The sequence below is a fragment of the Leyella stercorea DSM 18206 genome, from assembly GCF_000235885.1.
Lineage (GTDB): Bacteria > Bacteroidota > Bacteroidia > Bacteroidales > Bacteroidaceae > Prevotella > Prevotella stercorea.
The window spans coordinates 14953-29237 of sequence record NZ_JH379461.1 but is presented as its reverse complement, the minus strand read 5'-3'; the positions used below and the strand labels follow the sequence as shown (position 1 = coordinate 29237).

The window sequence follows — 14285 nt, the reverse complement described above, 5'->3', positions numbered from 1 at the left end:
ACTCTTTTCGTAACTTCGTATAGCAAAGTTACGAAAAAAATAACAAATAGGGTTATAATTATTAGATAGTGAGATGCTTATAAATAATTTGTTGTGTTTTCTTATGAATTTATAAAAAATAAAAATACTGTTTGTGGTATTTGTTTTTAATTTGTATTTTTGACCAAAATATGATTTTAGTGACTGTATGAATAAAAAGTAATTATAAATGAAAAGGCTACATGAATTATTTGGTTTCTCTTGGTTTATAAGTGCACTTATAAACCGTGCCTGCAGAGTTAATTGGATGGATTATATAACTGTGATATTTTTTTTCCTATTTGCTTTCAGTACTGTTTTTTTAATATATTCTCATAAGCAAGAGACAGGAAATTATAAACAAGCTTTTAAAAAATATTTAGGTGAATTATTTGTAATATTGGGTCCATTTATACTTTGGATAATATTAACAATATAATCAACATACTTTTCAAACTCATCCCAATTTCTAAGTATTCTGTCAAATATACCTTTCTGCCATATATCCTCATTTATTCCCAATGACTTTCTAAGTTGAAAAGTAGTAAACCCCTTAACCTTACCAATAATATTATTTATTGGTTTATTTGTAAGTGATGACAACAATATATGCACATGATTTGGCATTACGACAAAGGTATGAAGTAAGTATTCCTTGTTGTTATAATAGTATAATGCCTCCACTAAAACGTTACGTACATCTTCACGTCGCAGTATACAATTTCCATAACCGTTATTTAGCCAATACTCCATCTTACGCATCATCATTATATCGTATGCTTTACGTGTATTGTTACCGGCAGTTCTTTTTTCTTCCTTTAGCATATTGGCACGGTCAGCTAAGAATTCTTCCACTTTATTCTTAGGTAGTGAGTCAGCTAATCGAAATGTAACGAACATTGTTTTGTTTTCTTGAAACCAGTGAGGCAATTTTCGTCCCCATATTTCTATATGCTTTCGTTTTTCAAGAAACTGTACAACGTCATAGGAAATGTTGTTAGGATTAGTCATAAACAGAATAGATATGGTTAGAGTTGCTTAAAAAGATAAGGATAATGTATATAACAAAGGTAGTTATTAAGCATTGAATGGCAAATGAAAAACAAAGAAATCTTTTAAAATTCTTGTGTTTTTATAAAAAATAACATATTGCAGGAGGCTACGGCATTCCTGCCGTAGCCACAAGAGTATAGTTGGTTAATCATTATTGGCTACGGCAGGAATGCCGTAGCCTCCTACAATACTATTGCTTCTGCCGTAGCCTCCTATAATATTCGTTTTTAATGTTCTCAACAATAAAAACAAGCAAGCTTGGAAGATTTTATTATCAACAAAATCGTGTATTGCTTCGATTTTCAGTAACTTTGCAGATGAAATTAAAAAACACATAATATAATGGAAGAGAACAAGTTCAAACGCACCACTGTGACCGCGGCTTTGCCCTACGCCAACGGTGGAGTACACATCGGTCACTTGGCTGGCGTGTATGTGCCTGCCGACATCTATGTGCGCTATCTGCGCCTGAAGAAGCAGGAAGTGATGTTCATCGGTGGTAGTGACGAGCATGGTGTGCCCGTGACAATCCGCGCACGCAAGGAAGGCATCACGGTTCAGGAGGTGGTAGACCGCTATCACAACCTTATCAAGAAATCGTTCGAAGACTTCGGCATTTCGTTCGACATCTATAGCCGTACTACATCGAAGATTCACCATAAGTTCGCAAGCGACTTCTTCCGCACGCTCTACGACAAGCATGAGCTTGTAGAGAAGACAGAAGAGCAGTTCTGCGACGAGGTGACCGGCGAGTTCCTCACCGACCGCAACATCGTAGGTACATGCCCACGCTGCGGCGCTGAGGGTGCTTACGGCGACCAGTGCGAGAAGTGTGGCGCAACACTCTCACCCGAGGAACTTATTAACCCTACAAACAAGAATAACCCGGGTCACGGACTCGTGAAGAAAGCCACAAAGAACTGGTACTTGCCGCTCAACAAGTGGCAGGACTGGCTGAAGCAGTGGATTCTGGAAGACCACAAGGAGTGGCGTCCGAACGTATACGGACAGTGCAAGTCGTGGCTCGACATGGATCTGCAGCCGCGCGCTATGACACGCGACCTCGACTGGGGTATCCCCGTACCGGTAGAGGGAGCAGAAGGCAAGGTGCTCTACGTGTGGTTTGACGCACCTATCGGCTACATCTCCAACACCAAGGAGCTTTGCGACGCACAGCCCGAGAAGTGGGGTACGTGGCAGACATGGTGGCAGGACCCCACATCGCGCCTCGTCCACTTCATAGGCAAGGACAACATCGTGTTCCACTGCATCGTCTTCCCGACTATGCTGAAGGCTCACGGCGACTATATTCTGCCCGACAACGTGCCCTCTAACGAGTTCCTCAACCTCGAGAACGACAAGATTTCTACATCGCGCAACTGGGCTGTATGGCTCCACGAGTATCTCGTCGACTTCCCCGGCAAGCAGGACGTTCTGCGCTATGTTCTCACAGCCAATGCGCCTGAGACAAAGGACAATAACTTCACATGGAAGGACTTCCAGGATCGCAACAACAACGAGCTAGTGGCTGTTTACGGCAACTTCGTCAACCGTGCTCTGCAACTCACAAAGAAGTACTTCAACGGCGTTGTGCCTGAGTGTGGCGAACTTCAGGAGGTAGACCTCAAGACTATCGAGGAGTTCAAGGACGTGAAGCAGAAGGTGGAGGCATTGCTCGACACATTCAAGTTCCGCGACGCACAGAAGGAGGCTATGAACCTCGCACGCATCGGTAATAAGTACATTACCGACTGTGAGCCGTGGCACGTGGCAAAGACCGACATGGAGCGCGTAAAGACTATCCTTTACCTCTCGCTGCAGCTCGTGGCTAACCTCGAGATTGCTTTCGAGCCGTTCCTGCCGTTCAGCTCGGCACGTCTGCGCGAGATGCTCAACGTTACCGATACCGACTGGGCACAGCTCGGCTCTACCGAACTGCTCAAGCCGGGTCATCAGCTTGGCGCTCCGGCACTGCTCTTCGAGAAGATTGAGGACGAGGCTATCGAGGCTCAGCTCAAGAAGCTGGAGGACACAAAGAAGGCTAACGAGGCTGCCAACTACGTTGCTGCACCTATCAAGGAGAACGTAGACTTCGACACATTCGAGAAACTCGACATTCGCGTAGGTCATATCAAGGACTGCCAGAAGGTGAAGAAGTCGAAGAAACTCCTGCAGTTCACCATCGACGACGGCTCTGGCGTTGACCGCACAATCCTTTCAGGCATCGCAGCTTACTACGAGCCTGAGCAGCTCATCGGTAAGGATGTGCTCTTCGTAGCCAACTTCGCTCCGCGCAAGATGATGGGCATCGAGAGCCAGGGTATGATTCTCTCTGCCGTAAACTTCGACGGAACGCTGAACGTAACCACCGTGACAGGCAACGTTAAGCCTGGTTCGCAGGTAGGATAATTGTTACTTATACAATAAAAACAAGCCCTATACAACGATGTTTGTATAGGGCTTGTTTTATTAGGAGGCTACGGCATTCCTGCCGTAGCCACTATATGCAGTACATATTATTACGATTTATTGCTATGCCTACGGCAAGAATGCCGTAGGCTCCTACGTTTTTTTATTTGTCGCCGAGTCCGTTCACTATTCGCGTTATGCCTTCGTTAAGCAGTTCGCTGGTGCAAGCCATGTTTATGCGTATGAACGCCGCGCCTTCAGTGCCGTACATGCTGCCCGCATTCACCCATACTTTGTTCTCGTGCATGAGCATCTCCTCTATTTCATCCGACGAGATATGCAGTTCCGAGCAGTCTATCCACGCCAGATACGTGCCTTCCATGCGCATCACCTTGCACTTTGGCAGTTCGCGAGTGAAGCGTTCGCGCAGCAAGTCGTAGTTGCTTGAGATGTATGCGCGCAGCTGTGTGAGCCATTCGTAGCCCTCGTCGCTGTAAGCAGCCTGCAGGGCGATTACTCCGAACGGGTTCACGTCGCACACCTCGTTGATGTTTATGGCGCGGTCGATGCGGTTGCGCACCTCTGTGTCGCGGCAAACGATGTTCGCAATCTGCAGTCCGGCGGTGTTGAACGCCTTCGACGGCGAGCAGCAGGTTATCGAACCGTGGCTCAGCTCGTCGGGCAGCGAACCGAACGGCACGTACTCGTTGTCGTAGAGCGTCAGTTCGCAGTGTATCTCGTCCGACACCACGCGTACGCCATACTTGCGGCAAAGCTCCGCCACGCGTGTCAGTTCGTCGCGAGTCCATACGCGTCCGCCCGGATTGTGTGGGTTGCAGAGCAACATCAGTCGTGCGCGTTCGTGCTTGAGCTTGCGTTCGAGGTCGTCGAAGTCGATTTCGTAGCGCAGTTCCTCCTTATTATATATAAGCGAGTTGGAGACCGTCTCGCATCCGTTGTTGCGTATTGAGGAGAAGAAGCAGTTGTAGACCGGTCCCTGCACTATCACCTGGTCGCCGGGCAGCGTGAGCGCCTTGATAACCGCCGACACAGCCGGCACCACGCCCGACGTGTAGATGATGTGCTCGCGGTTGATGTGCCATCCGTGATGCTTACCGAACCAGCGGCACACCGCCTCGTAGTACGCCTCAGGCACACGTGTGTAGCCGAAGATGCCGTGCGCCACGCGTCGCTGCAAGGCTTCGGTGATGCCGGGGAAGGTCTCGAAGTCCATATCTGCCACCCACAGCGGAATGATGTCAGCCTCTGGCGTCGAATCCCATTTGTAAGAGTCGGTGCCGTGTCGGTCGGTGGGTCTTGAAAAGTCGTATTCCATAGCTTACGTCTTTTTTATGTATGCTTATGCACGTGTCAGAATCTCGCAGTCGGCTGGCTTTTTGATGTTCTCGTCGAGTATTATCTCGCCTATGCTGTCAGCCACGATGTGTCCGGATGCAGGGTTCTTCACGCTCTTGATGTGTCCGCGTATGTCAGCCTGCACGGTAGAATACTCGAACGCGCGGTCACATTCGGCGTCGAACGTGCAGTTCTCGAGCACCAGGTCCTTGGCGTAGCAGAGTGGTTGCTCGCCAGATATATGGCAGTTGACGAGACGCAGTCCGCGCGAGTGCCATCCGAGGAACTCTCCGTTCAGCTCCGAGTCGTACACCGTCACGTTGTCTACCTCCCAGAACGAGTCTTTTGTGTCTATCTTCGCATTGCGAATCTCTATGTCGCGCGAGTACTGGAATACGTACTTCGCGTCCGATACCAGTCCGTCCACATTCACGTTGCGGCAGTGCATGAATGGGTATGTGCCTTCGTGCAGCACCACGTTCTCCAGCTTCAGTCCGTCGATGCCCCAGAACGTTTCGTCGGCATCGTTCACGGTTACGTTCTTAAGCGACAGATTTTTCATCTCGCGGAAGAACTTCGGACCGTTTATCACGCAGTCCTCCATGTGCATATCGTCAGAGTACCATATCGCCGAGCGCGAGCCCGGAGCGAAATAGCAGTTGCGTATGTCCGACCCCTTTACGTGCCACAGAGGGTATTTGCCCTCGAAGTAGCAGTTGCGGCATACTATGTTACTGCACTCTTTAACGCCCGATTCGCCGAAAGTGATACGTACGTGGTCGAGCTCCACGTTGTGTATTTCGAAGAGCGGACGCTCTCCGCCGAAAACCTTATTACTGATCTTTTCCATAATATTTGCATGAAGTTTGAATGTTCCAGAATTTGAGTTTTACCAAGAAGATTAAGCCTCTGAAGCAGAGTTCTATGCACATAGCTATCCACACACCGCGCAGTCCCATTGATGGTGCAAGCATTGCAGCGAGCGATATGCGCACGCCCCATATAGAGATGAGGTTCATTATGCTCGGCACGAGCGTCTTCGCTGCACCTACGAACACACCGTAGCTTACTATTGCAGCAGCGAACATAGGCTCTGCGAATGCTTCTATGCGCAGTACCTCCACGCCCAGACGGCGCACCTCCTCGGCAGGTGTCATCATCGCCATTGCTGTAGGTGCTCCGACGTACATCACCACACCCATCACAGCCATTACCGTCACGCCCAAGCCTACAGACAACCATGCGAAGCGCTTCATCAGCTCGTGCCTGCCGGCACCCATGCTCTGTCCGACGAGTGTCGTTGCAGCGTCGGCGATGCCGTAGCCCGGCATGTAGCAGAGGCTTTCGATGATTATGCCGAACGAGTTGGCAGCTATGGCGAAGGTGCCCAGCGGCGCAATGATAATAGTCGTCATCACGTAAGCCGAGCACATGATGGTCTGCTGCAAACCCATCGGCAGACTGATGTGCAGTGCGCGCTTCACGACGCCCCATGTAGGCAGAAAGCGTCCCGTGTCGATGCGCAGCGACAGCTCTTTGGAGCGGAAACAGAGAATGTACATCGTTATGGAGGCTGCCACCAACTCAGCCGACACCGTGCCTATTGCTGCGCCCACCACGCCTAAGCCCATGCCGGGCATCATTATCTGTGTGCCGAACAACTCCACGGGTCGGGTGGGGAAGATGAGGAAGAAGTTGAACACCACGTCGAGCGACATCATCACCACGCTCATCACGCTCGGCACGACCATATTGCCCGAACTACGGAGCATTCCGGCTCCGAATATTGAGAATTGGAAGATGGGCAGTGCCGTAGCCACGATGGCGAAGTAGGCTGAGGCGGTGGGGGTTATATGGCTGTTGCCACCGAGCCATGTAGGCAGAAACGGACTCACCGCCAGCGATACTAATCCGAGCAACGCGCTCACCACGAGCACCGACATGATGCCCTGACGCAGCGTGCTGCGAGCACGTGCAGGGTCGTTGGAGCCCAACTGGTGGCTCACCTGTACGTAGAAGCCGGCTGCCGTAGCCGAGCAGATGCTGCCCAGCAGCCACATCGTGGTCTCCATGAGTCCGATAGAAGCCGATGCCTCCGCACCCATACTGCCCACCATTGATGCGTCGATGTATTGCATCATCGTCGTCGTGAGTTGCGCAAGTATAGCCGGCGTGGCGAGAAACATCACCAATCGAGCCTGCTCGCCGAGTGTCATAGGCTTACCCAGGCGTATCATCGAGAGTAATGCATCTTTCTTCTTGTCTGATTTCATATATAAATAATGTATGTACCTATTGAATTGTTAAGCATGTTGTTATCGCAATGCGAAGTTACAACTATTTTAAAGAATACACAATTCAGCAGATACGATATATGTAAGATATTTAACAAAAACAAGAAAATTGGTCATAATGTTTAAAAAAGTTATATAAAAGTTGTATCATGTGAAATATTTTACTACATTTGCAGCATATAAACAAAAAAACTAACAAGTGTATGAAGAACTTATCTCTAAAAACATTAGCATTAGGTATTCTTGCTTTGTTTGCTGTGACTACTGTTTCGGCACAGGAAGAGCCAGCAAAGAAAAAGAATAAATTTGGATTGGCAAATCGCGTAGGCGTAGGTGTAGGATATGGTACAGAGGGTCTCGGCTTCGACGTAGCTATACCATTGACACAATATGTGCAGGTGCGCGCAGGCTTAAACATCTTCCCGAACATCAAGTTCCACGAAGATATTGACGTGGAGTACGTTGGCGAGATTCCGCATGCTGGCGAGCAGACCATTGAAGACAAAGTACGCCTTGACGCTAAGTTCGGCAGAACCTATGCCGACTTGAAGTTTGATGTCTATCCATTCGGCAATAGAGGAAACTTCTTTGTTACGGCAGGTCTGTCGTTCGGTGGCTCTGATTTGATGTCAATTAAGGGTCATAGTGAAAAGGTAGAAGAATATGGTCCTGCAATTAAGGACTATGGTATCAACATCGGCGATTATAACATTCCGTTTGATGAGAATGGTTATATCAAGGGCGGTGTAAAGGTAAAGAAGGTTCGTCCGTACCTCGGACTTGGTTTTGGTCGCCTTATCCCGAAGGGTCGTATTGGTTTCCGCTTCGAGTTGGGTGCTCAGTTCCAGGGCAAACCAAAGGTATATGCTGGCGATATAGACAACGTACTTGAGAACAAACAGGTTACTGACGCTGTTGACGAAGAAACAAAGGACGACATAGCAAAGGTTATGGATTGGCTTAAAGTCTATCCAGTTATGAAGTTCTCTATCCGCGGCAGAATACTTTAATAATCGAAGGGATTACCCCCCTGATATTGCCACGCTACGGCAACATTGTTGTCCCGCTACCGAAACTTTATTGCCGTAGCAGGACAACAATGTTGTCGTAGCGTGGCAATAAAAAAAGACAAAAACTGAATACTTTACATGTTTTTATTTCGCTCTCTCAAAAAATAGCAGTACCTTTGCACCCGAAAATAAACATGTATAACCCTGTGGAAGAATTTGGCTGCTTGCAACCACACAAAAAAATGCTAAAACTGCAAAGCTAACCGCGAATGTAAGAACGCGAAACGTAGAAAGGATAACGACGGTTAGACAGCGGTAATTTGGTGTTTTTCCACTTATTTAAATTTAAAAATTGGAAAAATGAATTATCTTTTTTCTTCAGAATCAGTTTCAGAAGGCCATCCAGACAAGGTGGCTGACCAGATTTCAGACGCTTTAGTAGATCAGTTCATCGCTTACGACGACCGCGCTCACTGCGCCATCGAGTCGTTCGTGACAACCGGTCAGGTAGTAATCATGGGTGAGGTGCGCTCTAACGTGTACATCGACCTGCAGACTATCGCACGCAAGACAATCAACCAGATTGGCTATAACAAGTCGGATTATCAGTTCGACGGCAACTCATGCGGTGTGCTCACAGCCATCCACGAGCAGTCGGACGATATCAACCGCGGTGTGTCGCGTGCCGACGAGGAGGAGCAGGGTGCTGGCGACCAGGGCATGATGTTCGGCTATGCCACCAACGAGACCGAGAACTATATGCCCGTAACGCTCGATATCGCACAGCTCATCATGCGCGTGCTCGCTGACATACGCAAGGAGGGCAAGCAGATGACATACTTGCGCCCCGACTCGAAGAGTCAGGTGACCGTAGAGTACTCTGAGGAAGGCATACCACAGCGCATCGACACCATCGTAGTGTCTACACAGCATGACGAGTTCGACTCTGACGACGAGCGTATGCTTGCAAAGATAAAGGACGACGTGCTCAACATACTCATGCCGCGCGTTAAGGCAGAGATACACAGCGAGAAGGTGCTCGCACTCTTCGGCGACGACATCAAGTACTTCGTAAACCCTACTGGCAAGTTCGTAATCGGCGGACCGCACGGCGACACCGGTCTCACCGGCCGCAAGATTATCGTCGACACATACGGCGGTAAGGGCGCACACGGCGGTGGAGCCTTCTCTGGCAAGGACCCGTCTAAGGTAGACCGCTCGGCAGCCTACGCAGCACGCTACATCGCCAAGAACATGGTGGCAGCAGGTGTTGCCGACGAGATGCTCGTGCAGGTGAGCTACGCCATCGGTGTTGCTAAACCCGTGAACATCTACGTGAACACATACGGTCGCAGCCGCGTGCAGATGAGCGACGGCGAGATAGCACAGAAGATAGAGAAGCTCTTCGACCTTCGCCCGAAAGCCATCGAGCGCACACTCAAGCTCCGCCAGCCTATCTATCGCGAGACAGCTGCCTACGGACACATGGGCCGCAAGTGCGAGGTGGTGGAGAAGACATTCACATCGCGCTATCACGAGACAAAGGTGATGAAGGTGGAACTCTTCACATGGGAGAAACTCGACCGCGTAGATGATATCCGCAAGGAGTTCAGAATCTAAAGAGTAGTGATATGGTGTTGTGGTGAGATGGTGAGATGGTGACATTACCTTTTATAGGTATAGACAACTCTCACCATCTCAACACCACACCATCTCAACATCAAATCTCACCATCTCACCACAACAACATCTCAACAAAAAAACATGATAACAACCGACTCCATACACACAGAGGAGATAGTTCTTGGAGCAGACGGACTGCCCGTCGGCGCTCAGCCCGTGCGCAAGCACTGGCAGCCAACGCCGGCAGAGGTGCTCAGCTGGCTGCCCAAGAACGCTACGCCTGCCCAGCAGGACTCCGCTATCCAGGCACACATACGCCCATCGGAGATAACATGGAGTCAGCAGCCCGACACGCTGCATCTGCCCGGACACACACGCGGACACTCCTGGCGCGATATCAACTTACCACAGTACTACCGCGAGTCGTACTTCACAGGCAAACCCTACTTCAACCCCGACCTCTTCGGCGGGCGCACCGGTGTGGCAGGCGACCCCGTGCCCTACAGCATCGCACGCGACAACCTCATCACGCTTCTGCTATTATTCTGCTTCTGCATCGCACTGATAGCCTACACCAAGTCGCGACGCTTCATACTGCGCCAGGCGAAGGAGTTCTTCCGCCCGCCAGTGAGCGAGAATATGACCACCGTGACGGAGACCTCCGAGGAGTTGCGCTTCCAGTTCTTCCTCGTGTTACAGAGCTGCTTGCTGTTAGGATTGGTCTACTTCTTCTATACGCAACTCTATGTTGCCGACACGTTCCTCGTCGACCAGTATCAGGTGATAGGCATACTCTCGCTGACGATGCTTGGCTATATGCTCGTCAAGACAATGCTCTACTGGCTCGTGGGATGGGTGTTCTTCGACAAGCGCAACAACGAGTTCTGGATGAAGTCGTACCTCTTCTTCCTCGCTATGGAAGGCGTGTGCCTCTTCCCCGTCGTAATGCTCAATGCCTACTTCAAGATGCCGGTGCGCACAACACTCGTGTGCACATTCCTCGTGATAACGCTCTTCAAGTTGCTCTCCCTTTACAAGTCTTACATCATCTTTTTTAGACATAGGGGCGGTTTTCTGCAAAATTTTTTGTACTTTTGCACGCTTGAACTGACACCTCTCGCAGTTCTCTTAGGTACGCTGGCAACGATAGTCAACTGCTTGAAAGTGAATTTCTAAGACAATAGCGACGGCACCCCTCTGAATAAAGAATATACATATAAAGCTTCAATATGAAAAAGATAAAGAAGATTCTGATATCACAGCCTGAACCATCAAGCGAGAAGTCGCCATATTTCGACATCGCAAAGGACTTCGGTGTAGAACTCGTCTTTCGCCCATTCATCAAAGTAGAAGGACTCAGCCCCAAAGAATTCAGACAGCAGAAGATCGGTCTTCTCGACTTCACAGCCGTAGTGTTCACATCGCGTCACGCTATCGACAACTACTTCACACTCGCTAAGGAGATGCGCATCAACATCCCCGAAGATATGAAGTACTTCTGCGTTACGGAGACAATCGCGCTCTACATACAGAAGTATGTGCAGTATCGCAAACGCAAGGTGTTCTTCGGCAATACCGGCAAGCTCGATGCGCTCATCCCCACAATGGTGAAGCACAAGAACGAGAAGTATCTTGTGCCACTGAGCAGCGTACACAACGGCGACGTTAAAGAACTGCTCGACTCGAAGAAGCTAATACACACCGAGTGCGTAATGTATCGCACCGTGAGCAACGACTTCACCGAAGAGGAGGCAGCCCAGTTCGACTGCAACATGCTCGTCTTTTTCAGTCCGTCGGGCATCAAGTCGTTCACAAAGAACTTCCCAAGCTTCGAGCAGAACGATGTGCGCATCGCCACCTTCGGACCTGCCACAGCAAAGGCTGTGACCGACGCAGGCTACCGACTCGACCTCGAGGCTCCTACAAAGGAACACCCGTCGATGACAAGCGCACTCCGCTACTATCTTGAGAATAATAAGTAGGTTGTTGGGTTGAGATGGTGAGATGGTGATAGGAGGTTGTTGGGTTGAGATGGTGACATTACCTTTTAGAGGTATAGACAAATCTCACCATCTCATCACAACAACACCTCAACATCAAATCTCACCATCTCACCACAACACCATCTCACCATCAAATCTCAGCACCTCACCACAACAACATAACACCACCTTATGACATCATCACAACAGCTCTCAAAGAGTGAGCGCATAAACAGCAAGAAGCTCATCGACCGCCTCTTCAAAGGAGGAGGAGCCAAGTCGATGTCTGCCTTCCCGCTGCGTGTGGTGTTTATGACAGAGGATGCCGACGCACACGAACCGCTCGCAAAGATGATGGTGAGCGTGCCCAAACGCTACTTCAAGCGCGCCGTGAAGCGCAACCACGTGAAGCGTCTCGTACGCGAAGCATACCGTCGCAACAAGCAGGTGTTAATAGACACCCTCGAAGCCGAAGAGCAACGCAAGGCACTCTCGCTATGCTTTATATGGACCGACGGCAACCTGCGCAGCTACGAGGAAGTGGAGCGCAAAATAGCAAACCTGCTGCAGCGCATAGCCGAGAAGATTGGCAAGGAGGCAGCAGCCGATAGAGCAGAAAATCATAACGACAACGCTGATAAGTTGTAGATACAATGAAACTTCCACGCTTTATCTCCCGCTGCGCCCACTACGTTTCACGCGCTTTAGTATGGCTTGCCATCCTGCCCATACGGTTCTATCAGGTGTGCATCACGCCATACACACCCCCTTCGTGCCGTTTCACACCCACCTGCTCCGAGTACGCCCGTCAGGCACTGCAGAAGCATGGCTTCTTCAAAGGCTTGGCACTCGCCGTATGGCGCATCCTCCGCTGCAACCCGTGGGGAGGCTCAGGCTACGACCCCGTACCCTAAAGAGCCACCAACAGCCCCTCCCAATCAACAGCCCCTCCCAACCCTCCCCGTCGGGGAGGGCTTAAAAATAGTCCTCCAAGACTTAGAAAGGCTTAAAGAGGCTTAGTTCGGCTTAAACGCTCTCTAAATGCGGCTTAAACGCCATCCTAAAGGCGGCTTAAACGCCACCCTAAAGCCACCCTAAAATAGCAATCATCAAAAAAAAACAACAATAATAATGACAAAGAATTTCGTTGAAGAACTGCGCTGGCGCGGTATGCTCGCGCAGATTATGCCCGGCACTGAGGAGTATCTCAATGCCAACATGGTGTCTGCGTATCTGGGCACCGACCCTACAGCCGACTCTCTCCACATCGGTCACCTCTGTGGTATCATGATGCTGCGCCACCTGCAGCGTTGCGGTCACAAGCCCTACCTGCTTGTGGGCGGTGCTACTGGTATGATTGGCGACCCCTCTGGCAAGAGCCAGGAGCGCAACCTGCTCGACGCTGCTACCCTCTACCACAACCAGGAGGCTATCAAGAAGCAGGTTTCTAAGTTCCTCGACTTCGACGGCACAGAGCCTAACAAGGCTGAGCTCGTCAACAACTACGACTGGATGAAGGACTTCACCTTCCTCGACTTCGCTCGCGAGGTGGGCAAGCACATCACCGTCAACTACATGATGGCTAAGGACAGCGTGCAGAAGCGTCTCAACGGCGAGGCTCGCGACGGCCTTTCGTTCACAGAGTTCACATACCAACTGCTCCAGGGCTACGACTTCCTCTACCAGTATCAGAAGTACGGCGTGCGCCTGCAGCTCGGTGGCAACGACCAGTGGGGCAACATGACCACCGGTACAGAGCTTATCCACCGCACACTCGGCAACGACGCAGAATGCTACTGCCTCACCTGCCCACTCATCACCAAGAGCGACGGCAAGAAGTTCGGCAAGACCGAGAGCGGAAACATCTGGCTCGACCCGGCTCGCACCACTCCGTACGCTTTCTATCAGTTCTGGCTCAACGTCAGCGATGCAGAGGCTGAGAAGTACATCAAGATATTCACCGACCTCGACAAGGAGACCATCGACGCGCTCGTAGCCGAGCACAATGAGGATCCGGGTCGCCGCGTGCTGCAGAAGCGTCTGGCTGAGGAGGTGACAACAATGGTTCACTCACGTGAGGACCTCGAGACCGCTCAGGAGGCTTCTAACATCCTCTTCGGCAAGGGCACAAAGGAGACTCTTCAGAAGTTTGATGAGGCTACACTGCTCTCTATCTTCGAAGGCGTGCCCCACTTCCAGCTGCCGAAGGATCAGCTCGGACAGCCGGCTGTAGACCTCTTCACACGCGACGACGTGAAGATCTTCAACTCTAAGGGCGAGATGCGCAAGCTCGTGCAGGGTGGCGGTGTATCGCTCAACAAGGAGAAGCTCGGCGCGTTCGACCAGGTGGTTACTGCCGACGACCTCATCGACGGCAAGTATCTGCTCGTGCAGCGTGGCAAGAAGAACTATTACCTCATCACAGTGAAGTAACTGTGTTGAACTGCTTATAACGATAGAAATGATACAAATAAAAGGGCTGATACTTATATGGTATCAGCCCTTTTGTTTATGCTTAAAAAGTTTTAGCGGACAGCAAT

12 protein-coding genes are annotated in these 14285 nt (G+C 50.2%); 8 read left to right on the top strand and 4 right to left on the bottom strand.

Annotation, left to right across the window (positions count from 1 at the left end; genetic code table 11):
• Positions 1 to 372: 372 nt before the first annotated feature.
• Positions 373 to 1029, bottom strand: a complete 657-nt coding sequence (locus HMPREF0673_RS11250) for a transposase (protein ID WP_007902477.1) — start codon at positions 1027 to 1029, stop codon at positions 373 to 375.
• Between the two features lie 384 nt (positions 1030 to 1413).
• On the opposite strand from HMPREF0673_RS11250, the gene metG reads away from it, so the two are divergent.
• Entirely contained in the window at positions 1414 to 3480 is a 2067-nt protein-coding gene (gene metG, locus HMPREF0673_RS11245) for a methionine--tRNA ligase (RefSeq protein ID WP_007902469.1), read from the top strand.
• A 163-nt stretch (positions 3481 to 3643) separates the two neighbouring features.
• On the opposite strand, the gene HMPREF0673_RS11240 is transcribed toward metG, so the two are convergent.
• The 3 genes from HMPREF0673_RS11240 to HMPREF0673_RS11230 are packed head-to-tail and all read right to left on the bottom strand — an operon-like array spanning position 3644 to position 7109.
• Positions 3644 to 4816: a MalY/PatB family protein gene (locus tag HMPREF0673_RS11240; protein WP_007902467.1), complete on the bottom strand. Its 1173-nt coding sequence runs from the start codon at positions 4814 to 4816 to the stop codon at positions 3644 to 3646.
• Positions 4817 to 4840: 24 nt separating this feature from the next.
• On the bottom strand, positions 4841 to 5686 hold the full coding sequence (locus tag HMPREF0673_RS11235) for a DUF3737 family protein (protein ID WP_007902464.1): 846 nt from the start codon (positions 5684 to 5686) through the stop codon (positions 4841 to 4843).
• Positions 5670 to 7109, bottom strand: a complete 1440-nt coding sequence (locus HMPREF0673_RS11230) for an MATE family efflux transporter (protein ID WP_007902461.1) — start codon at positions 7107 to 7109, stop codon at positions 5670 to 5672. The genes HMPREF0673_RS11235 and HMPREF0673_RS11230 overlap by 17 nt, the downstream gene beginning before the upstream one ends.
• A 224-nt stretch (positions 7110 to 7333) precedes the next feature.
• Between HMPREF0673_RS11230 and HMPREF0673_RS11225 the strand changes: the two genes are divergently transcribed.
• The 7 genes from HMPREF0673_RS11225 (at position 7334) to tyrS (ending at position 14178) form a co-directional block, all read left to right on the top strand.
• Positions 7334 to 8140: a hypothetical protein gene (locus HMPREF0673_RS11225; RefSeq protein ID WP_007902455.1), complete on the top strand. Its 807-nt coding sequence runs from the start codon at positions 7334 to 7336 to the stop codon at positions 8138 to 8140.
• 360 nt (positions 8141 to 8500) lie between these two features.
• Positions 8501 to 9760, top strand: coding sequence for a methionine adenosyltransferase (metK, locus tag HMPREF0673_RS11220; RefSeq protein ID WP_007902453.1), 1260 nt, complete (start codon positions 8501 to 8503; stop codon positions 9758 to 9760).
• A gap of 144 nt (positions 9761 to 9904) precedes the next feature.
• Positions 9905 to 10939, top strand: coding sequence for a DUF4271 domain-containing protein (locus HMPREF0673_RS11215; protein ID WP_007902451.1), 1035 nt, complete (start codon positions 9905 to 9907; stop codon positions 10937 to 10939).
• Positions 10940 to 10992: 53 nt separating this feature from the next.
• A complete protein-coding gene (locus HMPREF0673_RS11210) occupies positions 10993 to 11745 on the top strand; it encodes a uroporphyrinogen-III synthase (protein WP_007902449.1) in 753 nt (250 codons plus the stop codon).
• Between the two features lie 192 nt (positions 11746 to 11937).
• A complete protein-coding gene (locus HMPREF0673_RS11205) occupies positions 11938 to 12393 on the top strand; it encodes a ribonuclease P protein component (protein ID WP_007902440.1) in 456 nt (151 codons plus the stop codon).
• A gap of 5 nt (positions 12394 to 12398) precedes the next feature.
• Positions 12399 to 12659, top strand: a complete 261-nt coding sequence (gene yidD / locus HMPREF0673_RS11200; protein ID WP_007902438.1) for a membrane protein insertion efficiency factor YidD — start codon at positions 12399 to 12401, stop codon at positions 12657 to 12659.
• Positions 12660 to 12876: 217 nt separating this feature from the next.
• A complete protein-coding gene (tyrS, locus tag HMPREF0673_RS11195; RefSeq protein WP_007902436.1) occupies positions 12877 to 14178 on the top strand; it encodes a tyrosine--tRNA ligase in 1302 nt (433 codons plus the stop codon).
• Positions 14179 to 14285 lie beyond the last annotated feature (107 nt).